This is a genomic window from Rhodococcus ruitaii (assembly GCF_055230935.1).
The window spans coordinates 48,031-70,103 of record NZ_JBUYWC010000002.1; the positions used below are offsets into that span (position 1 = coordinate 48,031).

Annotated in this window: 21 protein-coding genes; 12 read left to right on the top strand and 9 right to left on the bottom strand. The window is 65.8% G+C overall.

From position 1 onward, the window contains the following. The first annotated feature begins 51 nt into the window (after positions 1–51). Positions 52–1,389, top strand: a complete 1,338-nt coding sequence (locus ACZI8W_RS01220) for a C40 family peptidase (RefSeq protein WP_463367019.1) — start codon at positions 52–54, stop codon at positions 1,387–1,389. Positions 1,390–1,456: 67 nt separating this feature from the next. Here ACZI8W_RS01220 and greA read toward each other — a convergent pair whose 3' ends face one another. Together greA and ACZI8W_RS01230 are read right to left on the bottom strand one after the other, a co-directional pair. Further along, positions 1,457–1,951 (bottom strand): transcription elongation factor GreA, encoded by a 495-nt coding sequence (gene greA / locus ACZI8W_RS01225; protein ID WP_463366663.1) that lies wholly within the window; start codon positions 1,949–1,951, stop codon positions 1,457–1,459. Between the two features lie 244 nt (positions 1,952–2,195). Continuing rightward, positions 2,196–2,624 (bottom strand): DUF4307 domain-containing protein, encoded by a 429-nt coding sequence (locus tag ACZI8W_RS01230; RefSeq protein WP_463366664.1) that lies wholly within the window; start codon positions 2,622–2,624, stop codon positions 2,196–2,198. Between the two features lie 162 nt (positions 2,625–2,786). On the opposite strand from ACZI8W_RS01230, the gene mca reads away from it, so the two are divergent. The 3 genes from mca to ACZI8W_RS01245 are packed head-to-tail and all read left to right on the top strand — an operon-like array spanning position 2,787 to position 5,967. Then, positions 2,787–3,665 carry a mycothiol conjugate amidase Mca gene (gene mca, locus ACZI8W_RS01235; protein ID WP_463366666.1) on the top strand — a complete coding sequence of 293 codons (879 nt, stop codon included), beginning with the start codon at positions 2,787–2,789 and terminating at the stop codon, positions 3,663–3,665. Next, positions 3,662–3,952, top strand: a complete 291-nt coding sequence (locus ACZI8W_RS01240; RefSeq protein ID WP_463366667.1) for a hypothetical protein — start codon at positions 3,662–3,664, stop codon at positions 3,950–3,952. Before mca ends, ACZI8W_RS01240 begins: the two co-directional genes overlap by 4 nt. 20 nt (positions 3,953–3,972) lie before the next feature. Beyond that, positions 3,973–5,967 carry a thioredoxin domain-containing protein gene (locus ACZI8W_RS01245; RefSeq protein ID WP_463366668.1) on the top strand — a complete coding sequence of 665 codons (1,995 nt, stop codon included), beginning with the start codon at positions 3,973–3,975 and terminating at the stop codon, positions 5,965–5,967. A 14-nt stretch (positions 5,968–5,981) separates the two neighbouring features. Here the strand turns inward: ACZI8W_RS01245 and ACZI8W_RS01250 are convergent, their stop codons facing one another. Next, positions 5,982–6,644 carry a TetR/AcrR family transcriptional regulator gene (locus tag ACZI8W_RS01250; RefSeq protein WP_463366669.1) on the bottom strand — a complete coding sequence of 221 codons (663 nt, stop codon included), beginning with the start codon at positions 6,642–6,644 and terminating at the stop codon, positions 5,982–5,984. Between the two features lie 144 nt (positions 6,645–6,788). Here ACZI8W_RS01250 and ACZI8W_RS01255 point away from each other — a divergent pair, with 144 nt between their 5' ends. Continuing rightward, the gene (locus tag ACZI8W_RS01255; RefSeq protein ID WP_463366670.1) at positions 6,789–8,882 is read left to right on the top strand and encodes an ABC transporter permease; all 2,094 of its coding nucleotides are present in this window, start codon (positions 6,789–6,791) and stop codon (positions 8,880–8,882) included. On the opposite strand, the gene ACZI8W_RS01260 is transcribed toward ACZI8W_RS01255, so the two are convergent. Beyond that, positions 8,879–9,811, bottom strand: a complete 933-nt coding sequence (locus ACZI8W_RS01260; protein ID WP_463366671.1) for a mechanosensitive ion channel family protein — start codon at positions 9,809–9,811, stop codon at positions 8,879–8,881. The genes ACZI8W_RS01255 and ACZI8W_RS01260 overlap by 4 nt on opposite strands. Positions 9,812–9,859: 48 nt before the next feature. Next, entirely contained in the window at positions 9,860–10,525 is a 666-nt protein-coding gene (gene trhA / locus ACZI8W_RS01265; protein WP_463366672.1) for a PAQR family membrane homeostasis protein TrhA, read from the bottom strand. Between the two features lie 156 nt (positions 10,526–10,681). On the opposite strand from trhA, the gene ACZI8W_RS01270 reads away from it, so the two are divergent. Beyond that, positions 10,682–11,449, top strand: a complete 768-nt coding sequence (locus tag ACZI8W_RS01270; protein WP_463366673.1) for an isoprenyl transferase — start codon at positions 10,682–10,684, stop codon at positions 11,447–11,449. A 33-nt stretch (positions 11,450–11,482) separates the two neighbouring features. Here ACZI8W_RS01270 and coaA read toward each other — a convergent pair whose 3' ends face one another. Continuing rightward, positions 11,483–12,415, bottom strand: coding sequence for a type I pantothenate kinase (gene coaA / locus ACZI8W_RS01275; protein WP_463366674.1), 933 nt, complete (start codon positions 12,413–12,415; stop codon positions 11,483–11,485). Between the two features lie 175 nt (positions 12,416–12,590). On the opposite strand from coaA, the gene ACZI8W_RS01280 reads away from it, so the two are divergent. From ACZI8W_RS01280 to ACZI8W_RS01300, 5 genes are all read left to right on the top strand, one after another. Further along, positions 12,591–13,790 (top strand): DUF885 domain-containing protein, encoded by a 1,200-nt coding sequence (locus ACZI8W_RS01280; RefSeq protein ID WP_463366675.1) that lies wholly within the window; start codon positions 12,591–12,593, stop codon positions 13,788–13,790. 94 nt (positions 13,791–13,884) lie between these two features. Next, a complete protein-coding gene (gene glyA, locus ACZI8W_RS01285; protein ID WP_463366676.1) occupies positions 13,885–15,180 on the top strand; it encodes a serine hydroxymethyltransferase in 1,296 nt (431 codons plus the stop codon). A gap of 224 nt (positions 15,181–15,404) precedes the next feature. Further along, positions 15,405–16,088 carry an isochorismatase family protein gene (locus tag ACZI8W_RS01290; RefSeq protein WP_463366677.1) on the top strand — a complete coding sequence of 228 codons (684 nt, stop codon included), beginning with the start codon at positions 15,405–15,407 and terminating at the stop codon, positions 16,086–16,088. Between the two features lie 251 nt (positions 16,089–16,339). Beyond that, positions 16,340–17,659 carry an RNA 5'-3' helicase PhoH2 gene (locus tag ACZI8W_RS01295; protein ID WP_463366678.1) on the top strand — a complete coding sequence of 440 codons (1,320 nt, stop codon included), beginning with the start codon at positions 16,340–16,342 and terminating at the stop codon, positions 17,657–17,659. Between the two features lie 200 nt (positions 17,660–17,859). Beyond that, entirely contained in the window at positions 17,860–18,459 is a 600-nt protein-coding gene (locus tag ACZI8W_RS01300) for an LGFP repeat-containing protein (RefSeq protein ID WP_463366679.1), read from the top strand. 52 nt (positions 18,460–18,511) lie between these two features. Here ACZI8W_RS01300 and ACZI8W_RS01305 read toward each other — a convergent pair whose 3' ends face one another. Continuing rightward, on the bottom strand, positions 18,512–19,930 hold the full coding sequence (locus ACZI8W_RS01305; RefSeq protein ID WP_463366680.1) for a class II fumarate hydratase: 1,419 nt from the start codon (positions 19,928–19,930) through the stop codon (positions 18,512–18,514). 85 nt (positions 19,931–20,015) lie between these two features. Further along, positions 20,016–21,053 carry a class II fructose-bisphosphatase gene (glpX, locus tag ACZI8W_RS01310; protein ID WP_463366681.1) on the bottom strand — a complete coding sequence of 346 codons (1,038 nt, stop codon included), beginning with the start codon at positions 21,051–21,053 and terminating at the stop codon, positions 20,016–20,018. 188 nt (positions 21,054–21,241) lie between these two features. Between glpX and ACZI8W_RS01315 the strand changes: the two genes are divergently transcribed. Then, complete coding sequence (locus tag ACZI8W_RS01315; RefSeq protein ID WP_463366682.1) at positions 21,242–21,811, top strand: DUF4245 domain-containing protein; 570 nt, start codon at positions 21,242–21,244, stop codon at positions 21,809–21,811. A 16-nt stretch (positions 21,812–21,827) separates the two neighbouring features. Here ACZI8W_RS01315 and ACZI8W_RS01320 read toward each other — a convergent pair whose 3' ends face one another. Then, entirely contained in the window at positions 21,828–22,070 is a 243-nt protein-coding gene (locus tag ACZI8W_RS01320) for an exodeoxyribonuclease VII small subunit (protein WP_463366683.1), read from the bottom strand. Between the last annotated feature and the right edge of the window lie 3 nt (positions 22,071–22,073).

A 22,073-nucleotide genomic window follows, 5' to 3' on the forward strand; every position in this document is an offset into this window, starting at 1 on the left:
GGTATCACAAGTACGGTTGGGGTCGTTCGAAGATGGATGTGGGGGTTGCGTATGTCGGTAGACCCGTCTGCGGTCATCGTGGCAGTGGCCACGGCAGCGAGTGCGCTCGTGCAGGGAGCGGACATACCAGCAGAGATACAAGATGAGGTGATGTCGGCGATCGAATCGTTCGAGGCGGGGGCCCCGGACACCGACAAGCAGGTCGAGGACTTCGTCGCATCGTTACCTGAGCAGGTGCAGGACCAAGCCGGACAGGTGGTCGCCGACACCACCGATTCTGTCGCCGCGGCCATCGAACCGCACCTGCCGGAGGAGGCGCTCGAAGCGCTCCACCCACCGGAACCCGAATCCGACCTCGTGCCGGCGCCACCCGCGCCGCGGCCGAGCGCGTTCGGAAATGCACCGGTGCCACAGGCACCGACGCTCGGCCCGCAACCCACTGCCACCATCGGAGGCGTCACCCTCCCGTCGATTCCAGCGATCTTGCCGGGCACGGGCTTGGCGCCGATCGGTGCGATCGCGGTGTTCGCTCCATGGCTGCGCAAGGCCGGTGAAATCTGCGACGGGATCACTGCGCCGGTCCTCGCGGCACTCTACTCGGCCGAGAACGGCTTCCGTTTCGGACCGACCGCCCCTGTCTCGCCCGTCGGGGCGAAGGGCCCTGGCCAGTTCATGCCCGGCACGTGGCGCGAGTACGGCAAGGACGCTGATGGCGACGGCAAGATCGACATCCTCGGCATCGCCGATCCCGTCATGGCGTCCGGCAACCTGCTGTGCGACAACTACAAGCAGATCGACGACTGGAAGGAGCGCGGTCTCGTCCAGGGCAACACATTGGATCTGACACTCGCGGCGTACAACGCCGGTGCGGGTGCGGTTCGCCGGTCGGGTGGCATGCCGTCCGGGTCGCCCGACTACGAGAACCAGACCAAGCCGTACGTGGCGAAGATCCGGGCTACCGAAGCGGCGTTCTCCAGGCTGCTGTCGCCGTTCTTCGGTCTCGGTCTGGGGGGCGCGAGCGACGTCGGCAACCGCGTCGTCGATCTCGCGTTCAAATTCCTGGGGCTGCCGTACGTCTGGGGCGGCGGCAACATCCACGGGCCGTCCGGCGGCGGCTTCGACTGCTCGGGTCTGACGTCCTACGCGGTACACGCCGCGACCGGCATCACCTTGCCCCGCACCTCGGAAACCCAGTGGCATGTGGGCACCGAGATTCCGCTCGAGCACGCCCGTCCGGGTGATCTCTTGTTCGGTAATTGGCAGGCCGGCGGGCCCGGTCACGTCGCGATCTACATCGGCGGTGGACAGATGGTGCACGCGCCGACCACCGGCGACGTGGTGCGTGTCGGCGCTGTCTTCCCCGACATGAAGGCACGTCGGATCATCTGACGCGGTGCGAACACAGCGAACCCGGGCCGGAAACTCCGGCCCGGGTTCGCTGGCGCGTACGTCGGAATCAGCCGTGGTACGGCTCTGCGGAAACCAGCGTCACCTTCATCGTCTTGCCATTGGGCAGCGCATACTCGCGAGTTTCGCCGACCTTGGCCTCGATGAGGGCGTTGCCGAGCGGGGAACTGGGTGAGTACGTCTCGAGCTCGCTGTTGCGCGCGCCTTCTTCACGGGTCGCGATGAGGAACGTTTCCTTGTCGGATTCGTCACCGTCGTAGTACACCGTGACGACCGAGCCTGGCAGCGCGACACCGGACTGTGTGGGTGCGACGCCGACCTTCGCGGCGCTCAGCAACTCCTGCAGCTGACGGATGCGTGCTTCCTGCTGACCTTGTTCCTCGCGGGCGGCGTGGTAACCACCGTTTTCCTTGAGGTCACCTTCTTCACGCCGCTCGTTGATTTCGGCCGCGATGACGGGACGATTGGCGATGAGCTGGTCCAGTTCCACCTTGAGGCGGTCATAGGACTCCTGTGTCAGCCAGGTCACCTGGGTCTCGGTCATCATCGATCACTTCCTTCGGGTTGGAGCCCCCGGCTCCGCGGACAAGTCGTGCATACGCAACGACCGCAACAGCACGACCCTCGTCGTTCCCCCCTGGAATCTGGTGAACGGGGTCGTACTGGCTCTGGTGCAGCAATTTCTCTTATGCAGCAATACACGGCCCCAATGGGTGGAACCGTGTATCGGCCTATTCTAACACCCGATCCGGGCTACGCGCCGAAATCGCAGCGTAACGGCACCGTGATCAGGGTGTGCGCAGGTATTCCGGAACATTGAAGCTGCATCCGTACCCGTCGCCCATGCCGGGGCGCTGCGACGTCTTGACCGTCGAATCCAGGACCACCGTCGATGAGTCCGACGCCGGGACGAGGATTTCACGCCTGCCGGTTTCGCTGCCGTCCCGCGATCGCGCACGGACGATGCACACGGCTTCCTGTGACGGGTCCTGGCGCGTGACGGACATCTTGATGTCGAGGGTGTCGTCGTCGACGACGTCGAACGCAACCACCTCGTATTCGATCTCGGCGGGTCCGAACTGCTGGTACATCATGAATCCGATGCCGATTCCCGCGATGACGCCGAGCGCGGTGAACCCCCACTTCTTGCCGCGAGCCGTCCGTGTTCTGGACGGATATCTCGCGCTGCGCCGGGGTGGTTCTGCGGTGTCGGTCATCATGTTTTCTTTCGTGCCCGGGCCGAAGTTCGGGTGCTCCCGTGGGGCCACGGCTGACGGAGGAGTTGTCAGGTGGAACTATAGGGGAGGGAGTCGAACGGCCCGCACCGGCGGTCGCTGTCCGGTCCCGAGATGTACACGACGGTGAGGTGGAGGAAACACGTGAGCGGACTACGGCTCATGGCCGTGCATGCCCATCCCGATGACGAGTCGAGCAAGGGTGCCGCCACCACGGCCCGCTACGCGGCGGAGGGGAACGACGTGCTCGTCGTGACCCTCACGGGTGGCGAACGAGGAGACATCCTCAATCCGGCGATGGACGTGCCCGGTATCCGGGATCGCATGCCCGATGTCCGTCGCGAAGAGATGGCGGCGGCCGCCCGTCACCTCGGCGTGCAGCATCGCTGGCTCGGTTTCGTCGACTCCGGTCTTCCCGAGGGCGATCCCAAGCCGCCGCTGCCCGAGGGGTGCTTCGCCGTGGTGCCGCTCGACGGGCCCACACGCAAGCTCGTCGAGGTCATCCGGGAGTTCCGTCCCCACGTCATGACCACGTACGACGAGAACGGCGGTTACCCCCACCCCGATCACATCCGTTGCCACGAGGTGTCGATGGCGGCGTACGACGCGGCAGCCGATCCGGAGTATCACCCCGAGCTCGGCGAACCGTGGGAGGTGCAGAAGGCCTACTACTCGCACGGCTTCATCCGTAAGCGCATCGAACTGTTCCGTGACGAGTACGAACGCCGTGGCGAACCGTTCCCGATGGAGGAGTGGCTGAGCCGCTGGCGCACCGAGCAGGGCGACCTCATGGCGCGGGTCACCACCCAGATAACCTGTGGTGACTACTTCCCGAATCGCGACGATGCGCTTCGGGCACACGCAACGCAGATCGATCCGAACGGGTCGTTCTTCGCGGTGCCGCTGGACATCCAGCAGAAGGTGTGGCCGACCGAGGAGTTCGAGTTGGCCAAGACCCGTGTCACCACGAAGATCCCGGAGTCGGATCTGTTCGCGGGTATCGAGGACGGACAGGTGAGATGACGTTGGGCACGCTGGCAATCGAGGTGCTTGCGCAGGACCCTGTGGGCCCCGAGTTCGGCAAGGCGTCGCCGGTCGGACTGGCCCTGGTTCTCATTCTCCTGGTCGCGATCGTCCTGCTCATCTGGAATATGAACAAGCGTCTCAGCAGGCTTCCCGACACGTTCGAGCCAGAGAGCCCGGAAGCGGACCAGGCGGCGGACGACGGTACCGACCGCGGCGCGGCGGAGGCACGCGCAGAGGACGCCACCGAGAAGGATGGGAAACAGACTCCGCACGGCGGCAAGTGAGTCCCACGTAGCGTGGGTGCATGGCGAACAGGCTTGCCGAGTCCCTCAGCCCGTACCTGCGTCAGCACGCCGACAACCCCGTGCACTGGCAGGAATGGGGCGACGACGCGCTCGCTGAGGCCCGTAGCCGTGACGTGCCGATCCTCCTGTCCATCGGCTACGCCGCGTGCCACTGGTGCCATGTCATGGCACACGAGTCGTTCGAGGACGATGCCACCGCGTCGGTGATGAATGCGGATTTCGTGTGCATCAAGGTCGACCGGGAGGAGCGTCCCGACATCGACGCGGTGTACATGAACGCCACCGTCGCCATGACGGGGCAGGGCGGATGGCCCATGACCTGCTTCCTCACGCCCGCCGGAGAACCTTTCTACTGCGGCACGTACTACCCGAACGCGCCGCGCGGCGGAATGCCGTCGTTCAGTCAGTTGCTCGGGGCGATCACCGACACGTGGCGCAACCGTCGTGATGATGTTGCCAAGGCGGCGGCCGCGATCGTCGCCGAACTCGGGCGCAGCAGCGGTGGGCTCCCCCCGGGTACCCGCACCGTCGGCCCGGAGCTTCTCGACGCGGCGGCAGCGACGGTTGCGGGCGACGAGGACAGAGTGCACGGTGGTTTCGGCGGCGCACCGAAGTTTCCGCCGTCGAACCTGCTCGAGGGGCTGCTCCGCGGGTACGAACGCACGGGAGCGCCCGAGATGCTGGGGCTCGTCGACCGCACCGCGGAGGCCATGGCGCGTGGCGGCATCCACGACCAGCTCGGCGGTGGTTTCGCCCGCTACAGTGTCGATTCGGGTTGGGTGGTGCCCCATTTCGAGAAGATGCTCTACGACAACGCGCTGCTCCTGCGCGCGTACGCGCACCTCGCCCGCATCACTACGGCGCCCATGCCGTGTCGCGTGACGGAGGGCATCGTCGAGTTTCTGCTCCGCGACCTGCGCACCGACGAAGGGTGTTTCGCGTCGGCGCTCGATGCCGACACCGACGGAATCGAAGGGCTGACCTACACGTGGACGCCGCAGCAGCTCACCGAAGTTCTCGGCGACGACGACGGCGCGTGGGCAGCGAACGTGTTCGCCGTCACCGATTCCGGAACGTTCGAGGCCGGCACCTCCGTCCTGCAGCTGCCGGCCGATCCGGACGAGACCGAGCGCTTCGACTCGGTGCGCGCCCGGTTGTTCGTTGCGCGGCAGGCCAGGCCCCAGCCGGGGCGCGACGACAAGGTCGTCACCGCGTGGAATGCGATGGCGATCACCGGTCTCGTCGAGGCCGGTCTTGCGTCGGGTCGGCCGGACTGGGTCGACGCCGCCGCGAGGTGCGCTCGCGCGCTGGTGAGTTCGCACGTGGTTGACGGTCGTCTGCGGCGCGCGTCACTCGGTGGATCGGTGGGTGTGCCCGCCGGTGTGCTCGAAGACCACGGTGCTCTGATCACCGCTCTGCTCGCGCTGTACCAGGCCACCGGTGACGCCCGGTGGCTCGACCCTGCCAGGCAGTTGGCCGACACCACGCTGATCCACTTCGCCGATCCGGACACGCCGGGAAGCTGGTTCGATACCGCCCACGACTCCCAGCAGCTCGTGGCGCGGCCGCGCGATCCGGTCGATGGCGCGACGCCGTCCGGTGCCTCGCTGATCACCGAGGCGATGCTCTCACTGGCTGCGGTGGTCGACGACGGGGACCGCTACGCGGAGGCGGCGCATGCGTCGTTGAGCGCCGCGTCACTCCTGCTCGACCGGGCCCCGCGCTCGGCGGGGCACTGGCTCACCGTCGCCGAGGCCGCGGTGTGCGGGCCGATCCAGGTGGCAGTCGTAGGTGGGGGAGAGTTGCTCGAGGTGGCGCGGCGGGAGGCACCGGGTGGATCGCTCGTCGTCGGTGGTGAGCCGGAATCCTCCGCGCTCTTCGTCGGCCGGTCATTCGTCGACGGAGCGCCCGCCGCCTATGTCTGTCGGGGATTCGTGTGTGATCGACCGGTCACCTCGGTGCCCGCATTGCGTGAGGCGCTGACTGCCCGCTGATCACCGCCCGGCGGTCACGGCCAGACCAGGGAGCTGCGCGCCCCGAGGAAATCTCCCTCGCTGGTGACCGGGCCTTCGAGGAGTCCTGTGCATGCGTCTATGAGGAAGTTCGCAAAGCCGCTCCAGTTGGGCTCGATCTGCTCGGCCCCGAGCCGTTCCTCGTAGTCGGCGCAGAGGTCGGTGACGATGCGACCGAGGATCCACGACCGGCCCGTCAGTACCGACGGCGGGATCTCGGTCAGCAGCAGGCGTAAGCGACGGATGAGTTCCTCGACGACCGGATCGGCCGTGATGGTCCCGGCCACGATCTCGGCAATCGACGGGACGCTTCGCAGCTGCCGGAGAAATCGTGCACGCCAACCAGGGAACGGTATCGCTGCCAGCTGGTCGGTGAACGGAACGATGAGGCAGGTCAACAGATCTCGCACGCCCGGATTCGGGCCGAGCATGGCGAAGAGCTCTCGACGCCGGACGCGGGTGTCGTCGGAGAATCGGTACAGCAAGGCTCGGATCAGGTCGTCGCGACCGCCGAAGTGGTAGTGGACCGCGGAGTGGTTGGAGTTGCCTGCGTGCTCCGCGATGCGCCGGTTCGACACCGCGTCGATGCCGTGTTGTGCGAAGAGTTCTTCGGCCGAGTCGAGCAGAGCCTGCCGAACTCGATCACCGTAATTGCCCATTGCTCGTTTCCGTCGCTTCCTCGTGGTCCAACGTCCTCCGGCGTCGTGGGACGAACGTCACCAGTCTTACAGCTTGAAGGATTTAAGACACCCAGCGTACTGTTTTTTAAGTCAAGCAACGTAATTATCCGAGGAGTGCCGCCGATGTCCACGACCACCCTCGAGCAAGCTTCGGACGGACCGCCGGGCGATGACCGATCCACCGACGCCGATCGCGCCCGCAAGGAAGCGATCGGCCGCTACGTCGCCATCTTCGTCATGCCCTTCCTGATGGTCGGGATGATGATCACCGGGTACCTCGCCGCGATGCACGCTCCGGCGCCGAACAACATGCCGATTGCGGTGGCAGGCACCACCGAGCAGGCCGTCCAGTTCGCTCGCTCACTCGAGGACAGCGATCCCGACGCAGTCGATGTCCGGATCGCGGCTTCCGCCGACGAAGCACGCGATCTGGTCTTCGGCCGTGAGGTTGCCGGCGCGGTGGTGCTGTCCGACACCGGAACCGCCACCCTCTACACGGCGGGTGCTGCGGGTGCGTCGCAGTCGTCGACCGTCACCGGCCTGCTCGCGCCGCAGGTGATCGGGCAGGGTTTCGATCTCGTGTCCGAAGACCTCGCCCCGCTGCCCGAGCAGGACACGGCAGGCCTTGCCGCCATGTTCATGGCGACTGCACTCATGCTCGCGGGCTATATGCCCTGGAGCATCATGCTGTCCAATTCACCCGAGTTGCTGCGCACGCGACGTGCGGTGCCGCTTCTCGCCGGGTGGTCCGCACTCATCGCTGCACTCGTGTGGTTCGTCGCAGGTCCGGTGCTCGGCGCGATCGAAGGGCATGTCTTCGCGGTTCTGGGGATCTCGTGGCTTGCGGTATTCGCCGTGGGGTCGGTGCAGTTGTTCCTCACCAAGATCTTCGGTCCGATGGCCGTGCTCGTCGGCATGCTCTTCATCATGGTGCTCGGTGTTCCTGCGTCGAACATGGGCATGTCGATACACACCCTCCCGTCGCTGTACGGGACGCTGCACACCTTCCTGCCGACACCGGCGACCGGTGAGGCGCTCCGTTCGCTCTTGTACTTCGACAGTGACGGACTCGGCGGGTACGTGCTCGTCCTGGCCATCGGCACGGTGGTGGCGCTTGCCGCAATTCTCGGTGTCGATGCGATCAAGCGCAAACGCAACCCCACCGGCGGCGACCCCGAAATCACAGTGGCCTCGCTGACGGCCGGTCCGCGTCCCCAGCGCAACTGGGTCCGCTACGTCACCCTCGGCTGCTTCCCGCTTGCGATGGTGGTGCTGATGTTCTCGGTCATGCTCGGTGCGATGTACCAGCCGGCGCCGCGCGAGATGCCCGTGACGGTGGTGGCCGCCACCGAGGGCGCTGCAGAGCAGGCAGTGGCAGGTTTCGAGCAGAGTATGAGCGGCCTGTTCGACTTCACCGCGTCGGCGTCTGTCGACGAGGCGCGTGACGCAGTGCAGGACCGTAGTGTCGTTGCCGCGTTCGTGCTGCCGTCGGCCGAGTCGCCGACGGCGACGCTGATCACCAGCGAATCCGCCGGGATGAGTCAGCAGCAGGTAGTGGCAATGACGTTCGAGCAGGTCTCTGCTGGCATGCAGGTGCCGCTGACCACGCAGGATCTTGCGCCATTGCCGGGGTCCGACACTATGGGAACGGTGACGTTGTACGTGGCCATGGGCTGGATCATGGCCGGGTTCATGCTCGCCGTCGTGGGAAACAGCGCCGCTCCGGAGGCGATGCGACTGAAGTCCCTGCTGCCGATCGCGGCCGGATTCTCGGTGTTCATGTCGGCCGTCGTGTGGGTGATCGCCGATCCGCTGACCGGCGCCGTCGACGGGCATTTCCTGCAGTTGTTCGGCACCGGAATCGTGGCGATCTTCTGCGTTGCGATGTTCGCCACGGTGCTCACCAGGTTGTTCGGCATGCTCGCTGTCATCCCTGCCGTCGCGGTCCTTATGTTCGTGGGCGTGCCGGCGTCGAACGGTGCGATGTCGATCTTCATGAGCCCGGAGGTCTTCCGTGTGCTGCACGAGATTCTGCCGCTGCCGGCAGCGGTGGAATCGATCAGGTCGATCCTGTACTTCGGTGCGGACAACGTCGGTGGCCACCTCGCGACGTTCGCGATCTGGGGTGGTGTCTCGCTGCTGTGCACCATCGCGATCGACGCCGCTCGTCGTCGCAGGGAACCCGAGGCCACCGAACAGGAGATTGCGGTCTCCTAAGAGCCGGCGACCGGCGCGAGCATCAGCGACGGCGACTCGATGCCGTTCGCGTCGAACGATTCGAGCACCGCGCCGGTCAGAGCGCGCCGAACCGCCCACTGCTTGCCTGCTCGCACCCGAACCGTCATCCTCAGCGTCACCGCGCCCGCGGTCACCGAGTTCACGCCGAGCAGTTCGGGCTTCTCGAGAATGTACTGAGCGAGATCCTCACGTTCGGCCGTGTCCAGCACCGCCTTGAAGGCCACTTGCTGGGCGCGGTCGACGTTTGCGGTGGGGGCGACCGGCACGTCCACCACCGCGAAGGCGTGACCCTGGCTCATATTGCCGACGCGCAGGATCTCACCGTTGCGGCAGTACCAGAGCGTCCCGTCGATGTCGCGGATCGTCGTCACACGGAGCCCGACCGATTCGACGGTGCCGATGGCGTCGCCTACATCGACCACGTCGCCGACACCGTACTGGTCCTCGAGCAGCATGAACATGCCGGAGATGAAATCCCGAACCAGATTCTGGGCGCCGAAACCGAGCGCGACACCTGCGATACCGGCCGACGCGATGAATGGTGCAACGTTGAACCCGAGGGTGTCGAGGGTCTGAAGGACGACCCAGCAGAGCACCAGGATCGAGACGCCCGATTTGAACACCGAACCGACGGTGTGTGCTCGCTGGGTTCGGCGTTCGCGAGCGGCTGGATCGGTGATGCCGTTCTTGGCCGCGCGTTCCTGGAGTGGACGCAGAAGCGATCGTTTGGGAGGGCCGTCGGCGGCATCGTTGGCGGGGCGCGGCTTCGTCATGCGATCGATCAGCTTGTGCAGCACAAGACGCAGCAGCACTGCGACGACGATGTAGCTCACGATCGACAACGGTCGGTCGATCAGCCAGTCGCGATGGGTGTCGGTGAATTCGAAGGACAGGAACGAGATAGACATTGCCTCGATGTTATCAATCCGTGACTGGGTGGGTGTGACGCATGAGGTCTATGTGACTACGACGAGCCACACCGCGATCGCGTGGCACAGTGCCGCGATCACGGTCGCCGCGTGAAAGAACTCATGGTGTCCGAATGTCGAAGGCCATGGATCGGGCCACTTCGTCGCGTAGAGAATCGCGCCACCGCTGTAGAACAGCCCACCCACGAGGAGTAGGAGCATCGGGGCAACGCCCGCTTCGGACACGAGATCGCCGGCGACGGGGACGATCGCCCAGCCGAGCAACAGGTAGAGCGGCACACCCACCCATCGCGGCGCAGTGGGCCAGAACATCTTCAGCGCGATACCGGCCGCCGCACCCAGCCACACGATCCTCAGAAGGATGCGTCCAGTTTCCTGTGGTAAAGCGAGCGTGGCGAACGGCGTGTAGCTGCCCGCAATGAACACGAAGATCATCGAATGATCGGCGCGCTTCATCCACATCCGGTGTCGGGGATCGGGCCAATTTGCGCGGTGGTAGAGGGCGCTCACGCCGAAGACGCCGCACACCGTGATGCTGTAGACCGCGGTCGGCCACGTCGCGGCGGGGTGCGCCGACGAGGCGACGCTGACCAGGGCGATTCCCGCGACCACAGCGCCCCCGAATGCCCAGAGGTGGATCCACCCGCGCATGCGGGGTTTGACGGGCAGTTCGTCGATTCCGAAGATCGTCATGAGATGAGCACTCCCCAACCGGCCAGTAACCTACGGTTGCGTAGGTTTTCTGGACGTCACGGTACCGGGCGACGGGCAGAGCGCGCGAGTGCTGTTGCCCACCGCCGCAACCGCGGCCACTCGTGGGCGTAATGTGGCTCACGTGGTGATGACGCGGTGAGGCTCAGCGGCGTGCTGTACGGGCTCTACGAACGGCGGTTGCTCAGGGAGCTCGAGGGGGCTCGCCACCCGCGACACGTCGCGGTGATGTGCGACGGGAACCGCCGATGGGCCCGCGAGAACGGGTTCGCAGACGTCGCTCACGGGCATCGCATGGGTGCCCGCAAGATTGCCGAACTGCTGAGCTGGTGCGACGGCGCAGGCATCGAGACCGCGACGATCTATCTGCTTTCCACCGAGAACCTCCGCCGCGACCCGGAGGAACTCGGCACGCTCCTCGAGATCATCGCCGACGTGGTCGAAGAGATCTCGGCTCCGGATCAGAACTGGAGCGTGAAGATCGTCGGCTCCCCCGAACTGCTGCCCGACGATCACGCGGCACGGTTGCGCGCGGCGGCCGCCGGTACGGCCGGCCGTACCGGCACGCACGTCAATGTTGCCGTCGGATACGGCGGTCGGCAGGAGATCGTCGACGCGGTGCAAACGCTGCTGCGTAAGAAGCAGGCCGAGGGGCTGTCGGGCGAAGACCTGATCGACGCGGTCACCGTCGCGGGTGTCGACAGTCACCTCTACACCTCGGGGCAGCCCGATCCGGATCTCGTCATCCGCACCTCCGGTGAGCAGCGACTCTCGGGTTTCCTGCTGTGGCAGAGCGCGTACTCGGAGATCTGGTTCACCGAGGCGTACTGGCCGGAGTTCCGGCGGGTCGACTTCCTGCGCGCCCTGCGCGATTTCGCGGCCCGGCACCGTCGTTTCGGGATCTGACCGGGTCGGTCAGATCTTGCACGGCCGGGTCGGTCAGATCTTACGGAGCCGCAACCGGTTGATGGAGTGATTGGCGTCCTTGCGCAGCACGAGCATCGCGCGCGGCCGGGTCGGCAGGATGTTCTCCACCAGGTTCGGCAGGTTGATCGAGTGCCACAGCTCCTTTGCGGCGCTCATCGCGTCGCGATCGGACAGCTCCGCATAGTGGTGGAAATGCGCGTCGGGATTCGAGAACGACGTCTTCCGCAGGGCGAGAAACCGGTCGACGTACCATTTCTCGATGTCTTCGATGCGGGCGTCGACGTAGATCGAGAAATCGAACAGGTCGGACACCATCAGACGGGGGCCGGTCTGCAAGACGTTGAGGCCTTCGATGATGAGAATGTCCGGTTGCCGTACTACGTGGTATTGGCCGGGGATGACGTCGTACGAGATGTGTGAATAGATGGGTGCCGCAACCTCTTCGGCGCCCGACTTCACTTCCGTCACGAAGCGCAGCAGTTTGCGCCGGTCGTAGCTTTCCGGGAATCCCTTCCGGTGCATGATGTTCCGGCGGATCAGTTCTTTCGACGAATACAGGAATCCGTCGGTCGTCACCAGGTCGACGCGGGGATGATGCTCCCATCGCGCGAGCAAGGCTTGGAGCACGCGCGCAGTGGTGGATTTGCCCACGGCGACTGAGCCCGCGACACCGATCACGAACGGCACCTGGCGGTCGGGATGTTTCTCTCCGAGGAAGGTCGCGGTTGCTGCGAACAGGCGCTGCCGCGCTGCCACCTGGAGATGGATCAGTCGAGCGAGAGGTAGGTACACCTCGGCGACTTCGGCGAGGTCGATCTGTTCACCGAGTCCGCGTAGCCCCACAAGTTCGTCCTCGGTGAGTACCAGCGGGGTGGACTTGCGCAGTGTGCGCCACTGCTTGCGGTCGAACTCGACGTAGGGGCTGGGTTCGCTCAGACGCGCCATCGGCACGTCCCTCCGACGACGCGCATCCCGTCGATGCGGCCCCTGTGTGGGTCGTGGCGCTGCGTGTCCATGCAGGGGATTGTGCTCGCTGACACAGGATGATGCCTCGCCGGGGTCCCTGCATGCGACAGAAGCGCGTGTTGTCCCGTCGGGGGAGCGACTAGGGTTGCCGAATATGGGATCGGACGCATTCGTAGAGGAATACCTGCTGTTGGGGCTGGCTTTCGACCGCCTCGAAGAAGGATTCGTCGACGCCTACACCGGCGACCCGGAGTTGCGTCGCCGAACGGAGAACGCGCCCGCGCCGGTTCCTCGTGATTTATCCCACACGGCGCGGCGGCTCCGTGATGAGCTCCCGGCGGCGGGGCTCTCGGACGAGCGGACCTGGTTTCTCGACGCCCATCTGCGAGCATTGGACTGCTCCGCACGCAAGTTCGCGGGCGACGACATCGGATTCGTCGACGAGGTCGAGACCTATTTCGACGTGCACATCGAGCCCGGAAACGAAGACGACTACCGCGACGCGCATCGTCGCCTCGACGCGCTCCTGCCGGGAGACGGCAGCGGAGCGTCGCTGGCCGAGCGGCTGCAGGCCCACCGCAAGACCGAGGTGATCCCCGCAGACCGGCTCGCCGAATGCGTCGACGCGTTCTCCAGCGCGCTCCGCGACAAGGTTCGCGCGGTGTACCCGCTGCCGGAGGCAGAGCGCGTCGAGTACGAGGTGGTGGGCGACAAGCCGTGGTCCGGGTTCAACTATTACCTCGGCGACTATCGGTCGAAGGTCGCGATCAACTCCGACCTCGAGCAGCAGATGTCGAATCTGCCGCGGCTGATCGCGCACGAGGCCTATCCCGGGCATCACACCGAACACTGCCGGAAGGAAGCGGGCCTCGTCGCCGCCGGGCAGGGTGAGCAGACGTTGTTCCTCGTCAACACCCCGCAGTGCCTCATGGCCGAAGGGCTCGCGGACCTCGCGCTCGAAGCTGTCGTCGGGCCGGGGTGGGGACTCTGGGCGCAGGAGATCTACGCGGATCTCGGCCTGCGTTTCGACGGTGAACTGGCCGAGCGGCTGGGAGAGGCATCTTCCGGGCTGCTGTCGGTGCGTCAGGACGCCGCATTGCTGTTGCACGACCGCGGGCGTAGCCACGACGACGTCGCCGAATTCCTGCAGCGCTGGTCGCTGTCGAGCCCGCAACGCGCACGGCAGTCGTTGCGGTTCCTGTCGTCGCCGCTGTGGCGCGCCTACATCAGTACCTACGTCGAGGGGTACCGGCTGCTCGGTGGCTGGCTCGCTCAGGTCCCGGTCGGTGACGAGCGCTCGGCGCGCTTTCTTCGCCTGCTCGACGAACCGCTCGTGCCGAGTTCGTTGCGGTGACCCCGGTCACCTGCGGGGACCGAGTTCCTCGAGCCGGGGCGAGGTTCGTAGACTGGTCGCCGAATCATGCCGCCCTCAGCTTGGAGAATCCTCGATGACAACTGTGCCCGGCGCTGACGTCAACACCGCCTCACTTGCCGATCTCGACCCGGAGGTTGCGCAGGCGATGGCCGGCGAGTTGTCTCGTCAGCGCGACACCCTCGAGATGATCGCGTCGGAAAACTTCGTGCCGCGCGCGGTCCTGCAGGCTCAGGGCAGTGTCCTGACCAACAAGTACGCCGAGGGCTACCCCGGTCGCCGCTACTACGGCGGCTGCGAGCACGTCGACGTCATCGAGGACCTCGCCCGTAACCGTGCGAAAGAGCTGTTCGGCGCCGAGTTCGCGAACGTCCAGCCGCACTCGGGCGCACAGGCCAACGCAGCAGTGCTGATGGCTCTGATGACACCGGGGGAGAAGCTCCTCGGTCTCGACCTCGCGCACGGTGGTCACCTCACGCACGGCATGAAGCTCAATTTCTCGGGCAAGCTGTACGACGTTGCGTCCTACGGGGTCAGCAAGGACGATCACCGCATCGACATGGACGAGGTCCGCGACATCGCGCTTCGTGAGAAGCCGAAGGTCATCGTCGCCGGCTGGTCCGCGTATCCGCGGCATGAGGATTTCGCGGTGTTCCGGGCGATCGCCGACGAGGTCGGTGCCTACCTGTGGGTCGACATGGCGCACTTCGCCGGCCTGGTCGCGGCGGATCTGCATCCGTCACCCGTGCCGTACGCCGACGTCGTGTCCACCACGGTGCACAAGACCCTCGGTGGCCCTCGGTCCGGGCTGATCCTCGCGAAGAAGGAGTGGGCCAAGAAGCTCAACTCGGCGGTGTTCCCCGGTCAGCAGGGCGGTCCGCTCATGCACGCGATTGCCGCGAAGGCCGTCGCGCTGAAGATCGCCGCGGGCGACGAGTTCAAGGATCGGCAGCAGCGCACGCTGTCGGGTGCCCGCATCCTGGCCGAGCGGCTGTCGCAGGCCGATGTGGCCGACAAGGGCATCTCGGTCCTGACCGGTGGCACGGACGTCCACCTGGTTCTCGTCGACCTGCGCAATTCGCAGCTCGATGGGCAGCAGGGTGAGGACGCGCTGCACGAGGTCGGCATCACCGTCAACCGCAACGCGGTGCCGTTCGACCCGCGCCCGCCGATGACCACCTCGGGCCTGCGTATCGGTACCCCGGCGCTCGCGACCCGCGGTTTCGGTGACGAGCAGTTCACCGAGGTCGCCGACATCATCGCGCAGACCCTCGTCGGTGGCGCAGATCTCGATGCGCTGCGTGCCCGCGTGAGCAGGCTGGCGCAGGACATTCCGCTGTACGACGGACTGGAGGGGTGGCCTCTGATCTGAGTTGTGCAGACCGGGCCTCCGGTCTCGACCAGCTCTTCCTGTGAGCCCGGTCCACACCGACGTCGGTGTGGACCGGGCTCACGTGGTATGTCGTTCGAGCGGGCGTGTCCGGCACCCATCTCGGGTATGCGATTAGGGTAGCCTATGCTCTGCTGCGGTCGTGTCGATGGCTGCACCTGTTCGAGACCACCCTTGTGCCCCCGAGACCAGAAGGACGACGCCGCATGGCCATTCCCGCCATCTCTCCGTACTCGATGCCCACCCGTGACGAACTCCCGGATGCCAGAGTCGAGTGGGCTCTCGATGCCTCGCGTTCCGTCCTGCTGATCCACGACATGCAGAAGTACTTCATCGACGCATACGAACCGGACGCCGAACCGCTGTCGGTCGTGGTTCCCAATATCGTTCGCATCCGCGAGGCGTGCAAGGCCGCCGGTGTGCCCGTCGTGTACACGATGCAGCCGGGTGACCAGCACCCGTCGCGCCGAGGCATCCTCGCCGACTTCTGGGGTACGGGTCTGACCGCGGGTCGTGACACCGACGTGATCGACGAACTTGCCCCCGACCTCGCCGACATCCAGGTCACCAAGTGGCGTTACTCGGCGTTTCAGCGCACTGATTTCCGGCAACTGCTCGCGCACTACGGCCGTGATCAGCTGATCGTCACCGGCGTCTACGCCCATATGGGCTGCATGCTCAGCGCGGCCGACGCATTCATGAGCGACGTCGCGCCGTTCATGGTCGCGGACGGCACCGCCGACTTCTCCCGCGACGAGCACGTCATGGCCCTCGACTACGTCGCGAAACGAGTAGGCCGAGTCGAGACGACCGGCACGGTCATCGAGGCACTCGAAGCGACGGCCCACCGCAATGTGCCACACGAGGAGCAGCTGACCGTGACACGGTGAAGCGACACGACGATCGGGGTTAACCCAAACTTCACCGACACGCCTCACCGCTACCGAGCGGGGGGAGCACGTCGGGGTTAGCGTCGATGGTGTAGGCGGCGCAGGTGCCGGCTACACGGGAGGTCCCTGATCGTGCGGCAGAACAGTCCGAGCGAGGGGCCGGCACCCGGCCCTCGTGTCCGTGAGGACCACCAGGGAACGACCGGCCACCGAACAATCTGCGCGGTGCCGCGCAGGTCGAGGAGCCTCACGTGAACGCAACACGCTCCGTCCCGGCTGTACGCACCTACGTGCTGGACACTTCCGTCCTGCTCTCCGATCCGTGGGCGGTCACGAGATTCGCCGAACACGAGGTCGTGCTGCCTTTGGTGGTGATCGGCGAGCTCGAGGGCAAGCGCCATCACCACGAACTCGGGTGGTTCGCACGGGAGTCACTGCGGTTGCTCGACGACCTGCGGCAGCGCCATGGTCGGCTCGATCGGCCGATTCCGGTCGGCGACGCCGGCGGGATGCTGCACGTGGAGCTCAACCACACCGACCCGATGGTCCTGCCCTCGGGCTTCCGCACCGATTCCAACGACTCGAGGATCCTCGCGTGTGCGATGAATCTCGCAGCGGAGGGTCGCGACGTCGTGCTCGTCAGCAAAGACACGCCGCTGCGGGTCAAGGCCGGAGCGGTCGGCCTGACCGCGGACGAATACCACGCCCAGGATGTGGTCACGTCCGGCTGGAGCGGCATGACCGAACTCGAAGTCGACAAGGCGCTGATCGACGAGTTGTTCTCCGCGGGCGTCGTCGATCTCGACACAGCCCGGGATCTTCCGTGCCACACCGGCATCCGGTTGCTCGGGGGATCGTCGAGCGCACTCGGCCGGGTCACCGCGGACAAGCAGGTGCAGCTGGTCCGCGGAGACCGCGAGGCATTCGGTCTGCACGGACGCTCCGCCGAGCAGCGGGTCGCGCTGGATCTGTTGCTCGACGAATCCGTCGGCATCGTGTCGCTGGGCGGCAAGGCAGGAACCGGCAAGTCGGCGCTTGCTCTGACGGCGGGCCTGGAGGCAGTACTCGAGAAGCGGTCCCACCGCAAGGTCGTGGTGTTTCGGCCTCTCTACGCCGTCGGCGGACAGGAACTCGGCTACCTCCCGGGGACCGAGGCGGAGAAGATGAACCCGTGGGGCCAGGCCGTGTTCGACACGCTCGAAGGACTCGCGAGCGCACAGGTGATGGAGGAGGTAGCGGCCCGAGGGATGTTGGAAGTGTTGCCGCTCACCCATATTCGCGGACGATCGCTGCACGACTCGTTCGTGATCGTCGACGAAGCGCAGTCGCTCGAACGCAATGTGCTGCTGACGGTGCTGTCGCGGCTCGGTGCCGGTTCGCGGGTCGTGCTCACCCACGATGTCGCGCAGCGCGACAACCTGCGTGTCGGTCGATACGACGGTGTGGCAGCGGTGATCGAGAAGCTGAAGGGACATCCGCTGTTCGCGCACATCACGCTGACGCGCAGCGAGCGTTCGCCGATCGCGGCACTCGTCACCGAGATGCTCGAGGAGTTCGCGCCGGGTGCGTAACCCGTTGACCGAATGTCACATTCAGTACGACTACCGAACTGAATGTGACATTCGCTCAGAGGTCGGCATTCGGAGGGGAAAGTGGACTCATGCACGCCGAACCGCGACGAACACCGGTCATCCGCGGTTACGGTCAGGAGGTCCGCTTGTCCACTCTCGTGCGCCACGATCGGTGCGGGTGGCCCGACAGGAGAAGATCCATGAACCGAATCAACCGTCGAATGGCAGCCACCGTTGCTGCGCTTGCTGCAGTCGGTCTGGTGGCCTCGGCTTGCGGCGACGACAACTCGGCCGAGGATGCGGTGGGTAGTGCCACCAGCGCGGTGGAGTCCGTAGCCGAGAGCGTCGTATCCGAGGCACAGGGCGCTGGTGAGACCACCGGTGCCGAGGAAACCACAGAACGTGAGGGGACGGAAGGCACTGAACCGGCAGTGGATCAGACCAGTGCCGTTCCAGGTCCAGACGGCGAATCAGTCGAACTGAGCGGGGAGATCCTCGCCAAGTACAACGAGGTCGGCGGTGAATCGAGCCCGCTCGGTATGGCCACCGGAGACCAGGAAGATGTCGGCGACGGCAACGTCGCAGAATTCGAGGGCGGCATCATCGCGTGGAGTCCCGACAGTGACGCCCACGTCGTGTGGGGTGAGATCCGGGTTGCGTGGGAGGCCGAAGGTGGAGCCGGCGGCGAGCTCGGCTTCCCGGTCAGCGACGAACACCCGATCGAGAACGGGCTGCAGAGCGACTTCGCCAATGGCAACATCACCTACATCGACGGTCAGACCGAAGTGACGATGGGATGACACGAATCCCGGCCCCGGACTTCGGGGCCGGGAAGGTCTGCCGAGGCATCGGTCACTGCTCGGGTTCGACCTTCGCCATCGCGAGCACGTCGAGGCGACGGTCGAGCTCGTCTTCGCTGAGGTCCCCACCGATGAGCCCGCGGTCGATCACCGCCTGCCGGATGGTCTTCCGATCCTTCAAGGCTTCCTTGGCTACTGCGGCGGCCTCCTCGTAGCCGATCGCGGAGTTCAACGGGGTCACGATCGACGGCGACGACTCGGCGAGTGTCCGAAGATGCTCGACGTTCGCAACCAGGCCCACGATGCACCGATCGGCGAACAATCGCGAGACGTTGGCGAGGAGTCGAATCGACTCGAGCACATTCCGCGCCATCATCGGGATGTAGACGTTGAGTTCGAACGCGCCCGCCGCACCACCCCATGCAACCGCGGCATCGTTCCCGACGACCTGTGCCGCAACCTGTGTAACAGCCTCGGGGAGAACGGGGTTGACCTTGCCGGGCATGATGGAGCTTCCGGGCTGCAGATCGGGCAGCCGGATCTCGGCGAGACCCGTCAACGGACCCGACCCCATCCAGCGCACGTCGTTGGCGATCTTGGTCAGCGACACCGCGATCGTGCGCAGCGCACCGGACACCTCCACGAGACCGTCCCGCGCGGCCTGCGCCTCGAACCGGTTCTGTGCCGGTCTCAGCGCATCGATACCGGTGGACCTGACGAGTTCGGTGACGACCCGCGGTCCGAAATCATCCGGAGCGTTGAGCCCGGTGCCGACGGCAGTCCCGCCGATGGGAAGCTCACCGAGGCGCGGCAAGGTGGCCTGCACCCGCTCGATACCGGCCTCGATCTGGCGGGCGTAGCCGCCGAATTCCTGACCGAGGGTGACGGGCACGGCATCCATCAGGTGTGTGCGACCGGACTTGACGACGGTCCGCCACTCGGTGGCCTTGTCGCCGAGCACACCCTGCAGCCGATGGAGCGCCGGAACGAGATCGGTCACCGCAGCTTCGGTCGTAGCGACATGTGTCGCGGTGGGGAACGTGTCGTTCGAGGACTGCGACATGTTGACGTGATCGTTCGGGTGCACAGTGACACCGGCCTGCGCGGCGATCGACGCGATGACTTCGTTGGCGTTCATGTTCGAACTCGTCCCCGAACCCGTTTGGAACACGTCGATCGGGAACTGGTCGTCGTGCCTGCCGTCGGCGATCTCGCGTGCGGCGGCGATGATCGCGTCGGCCTTCTCGGTGGAGAGGAGCCCGAGATCCTTGTTGACCTGCGCGCATGCGCCTTTGAGGAGTCCGAGAGCGCGGATCTGTGCGCGATCGAGGCCCCGCCCGGAGATCGGGAAGTTCTCGACGGCGCGCTGTGTCTGCGCGCGCCAGAGAGCGTCGGCCGGGACCTTGATCTCACCCATGGTGTCGTGCTCGATGCGGTACTGAGGGGAAGACTGCTCGGAAGTGTCGGTCATGCCGTCTACGGTAGGCCCGCCGCATAGAACTGTGGGGTGCCCCGGACAGAACATGTCCGGGGCACCCCACAGTGGTGCTTCAGGATCAGGGGAGCGGCGGCGCCGCGCCGTCGACACCCTGGAAATCGATCGACGAGAACTCCCCGAGCTTCTTGAGCCGGTGGTAGGCCTCGACCATGCGGACCGTGCCGGACTTGCTGCGCATCACGATCGACTGCGTCTCCGCTCCACCCGGCGTGTAGCGGACGCCACGCAGCAGTTCACCGTCGGTGACACCGGTTGCGCAGAAGAAGATGTTCTCGCCCGTCACCAGGTCTGTCGTGGTGAGCACCCGATCGAGGTCGTGCCCGGCATCGACGGCCTTCTGGCGTTCGGCGTCGTCCTTCGGCGCCAGCCGGCCCTGCAGCGCGCCACCCATGCAGCGCATGGCGGCTGCGGCGATGATGCCTTCGGGGGTGCCACCGATACCGAGCAGCATGTCGACACCCGAACCGGGTCGTGCCGCCGCGATGGCGCCGGCAACGTCGCCATCGGTGATCAACCGGATCCGGGCACCCGCTTCACGCACCTCGCTGATGATTCCCGTGTGACGTTCACGATCGAGGATCGTGACGGTCAGGTCCGGGATCGCGATGTTTTTGGCCTTCGCCACACGACGGATGTTCTCCGCGACCGGGGCGGTGATGTCGATGACGTCGGCTGCTTCGGGGCCGACCGCGATCTTCTCCATGTAGAACACGGCCGACGGATCGAACATTGCGCCGCGCTCGGCAACAGCGAGCACTGCGATCGCACCGGGGGCGCCCTTCGACATGAGGGTGGTCCCGTCGATCGGGTCCACAGCGACATCGCACAGCGGACCGTCGCCGTTGCCGACTTCCTCGCCGTTGTAGAGCATGGGCGCTTCGTCCTTCTCGCCCTCACCGATCACGACTACGCCCTGCATCGACACCGAGCTCACCATGTGGCGCATGGCGTCGACGGCGGCTCCGTCACCGCCCTCCTTGTCGCCGCGTCCGACCCAGCGGCCTGCTGCCATTGCTGCGGCCTCGGTGACGCGCACCAGTTCGAGCGCGAGGTTGCGGTCGGGAGCTTCGCGGCGCTGTGGGGTGCTGGCCGTCATGGGCTACTGCCTCCTGATGAAAGTGGGTCGGCGCTCGAGTGACGCCGACGCATTCGTGGCCGCCGGGATCGGGGCCGCACGATCGGATGGTGTTTCGCGTGGTTATTGTCTCATCACCCGGGCCGGGATGACGTGTCGGACCCAGGGCGGGCGCATTGCACATCGGGGCGGGCTGTCAGACTGGACCGGTGGCCTCCAAGAAACCTCGCATCCTGAACGACACCCGCGATATGGCCTGGTCGCTGATTCCGCTGGTTGTCGCAATGCTGGTCATTGCCGGGATCGCGAGCCAATGCTCCTTCAGCCCGGGTGGTCCGACGGCCGGTCCTGCGCCGAGCTTCGATCTCGATGCGGGCCTGAAGTACGACGCGAAGGAATTGGGTTTCCCCATTCGGCACCCGGAGGTGCCCGAGGGCTGGCAGTCCAATTCAGGGAGCCGCAGCATCATCGCGGGTAACCAGGGCGGCGATTCGAGCACCGTGGGATTCGTCACGGCCGGAGGCCGCTATGTGCGCCTCACCCAGTCCGATGCCGGCCAGGACGAACTCGTTCGGTTCGTGGCCGGCGAATCACGTCGCGTCACCGGCGCGGAGCAGATCGGAACCCGCGATTGGACGGTCTACGGGGGAGAGGGTGTCGAAGCGCTGTGGGTGTCGGATTTCGGTGATGTTCGCATCCTGATCGGCGGTTCGGGCACCGCGGAGGAATTCACCGAGCTCGCTACCACGGTCGGCGTCGCCGAGCCGTTGCAGCCCTGACCGGCTCGCGACTCGTCTAGTCCCCGTCGTCGTACTCGTCGTCGGTGTCGTCCGCGTGCGCGAGTGCGTTTTCCACACGTCGACGTGCACCGGCGAGGTGTTCCTCGCACCGCTTGGCCAGTGCCTCACCGCGCTGCCACAATGCGAGTGAATCGTCCAGGTCCAGACCGCCCTGTTCGAGCATCTTGACGACGTTCACCAGTTCGTCGCGTGCGCGTTCGTAGCCGAGTTCGGCAATATCGGAGTTCGTGTCGCTCACAGT

What these genes read in the sequence shown, in the direction of transcription:
- ACZI8W_RS01220 (WP_463367019.1), top strand. Translation starts at nt 52, where the DNA reads ATGTCGGTAGACCCGTCTGCGGTCATCGTGGCAGTGGCCACGGCAGCG.
- greA (WP_463366663.1), bottom strand. Translation starts at nt 1,951, where the DNA reads ATGACCGAGACCCAGGTGACCTGGCTGACACAGGAGTCCTATGACCGC.
- ACZI8W_RS01230 (WP_463366664.1), bottom strand. Translation starts at nt 2,624, where the DNA reads ATGACCGACACCGCAGAACCACCCCGGCGCAGCGCGAGATATCCGTCC.
- ACZI8W_RS01240 (WP_463366667.1), top strand. Translation starts at nt 3,662, where the DNA reads ATGACGTTGGGCACGCTGGCAATCGAGGTGCTTGCGCAGGACCCTGTG.
- ACZI8W_RS01245 (WP_463366668.1), top strand. Translation starts at nt 3,973, where the DNA reads ATGGCGAACAGGCTTGCCGAGTCCCTCAGCCCGTACCTGCGTCAGCAC.
- ACZI8W_RS01250 (WP_463366669.1), bottom strand. Translation starts at nt 6,644, where the DNA reads ATGGGCAATTACGGTGATCGAGTTCGGCAGGCTCTGCTCGACTCGGCC.
- ACZI8W_RS01255 (WP_463366670.1), top strand. Translation starts at nt 6,789, where the DNA reads ATGTCCACGACCACCCTCGAGCAAGCTTCGGACGGACCGCCGGGCGAT.
- ACZI8W_RS01260 (WP_463366671.1), bottom strand. Translation starts at nt 9,811, where the DNA reads ATGTCTATCTCGTTCCTGTCCTTCGAATTCACCGACACCCATCGCGAC.
- trhA (WP_463366672.1), bottom strand. Translation starts at nt 10,525, where the DNA reads ATGACGATCTTCGGAATCGACGAACTGCCCGTCAAACCCCGCATGCGC.
- coaA (WP_463366674.1), bottom strand. Translation starts at nt 12,415, where the DNA reads ATGGCGCGTCTGAGCGAACCCAGCCCCTACGTCGAGTTCGACCGCAAG.
- ACZI8W_RS01280 (WP_463366675.1), top strand. Translation starts at nt 12,591, where the DNA reads ATGGGATCGGACGCATTCGTAGAGGAATACCTGCTGTTGGGGCTGGCT.
- glyA (WP_463366676.1), top strand. Translation starts at nt 13,885, where the DNA reads ATGACAACTGTGCCCGGCGCTGACGTCAACACCGCCTCACTTGCCGAT.
- ACZI8W_RS01290 (WP_463366677.1), top strand. Translation starts at nt 15,405, where the DNA reads ATGGCCATTCCCGCCATCTCTCCGTACTCGATGCCCACCCGTGACGAA.
- ACZI8W_RS01300 (WP_463366679.1), top strand. Translation starts at nt 17,860, where the DNA reads ATGAACCGAATCAACCGTCGAATGGCAGCCACCGTTGCTGCGCTTGCT.
- ACZI8W_RS01305 (WP_463366680.1), bottom strand. Translation starts at nt 19,930, where the DNA reads ATGACCGACACTTCCGAGCAGTCTTCCCCTCAGTACCGCATCGAGCAC.
- glpX (WP_463366681.1), bottom strand. Translation starts at nt 21,053, where the DNA reads ATGACGGCCAGCACCCCACAGCGCCGCGAAGCTCCCGACCGCAACCTC.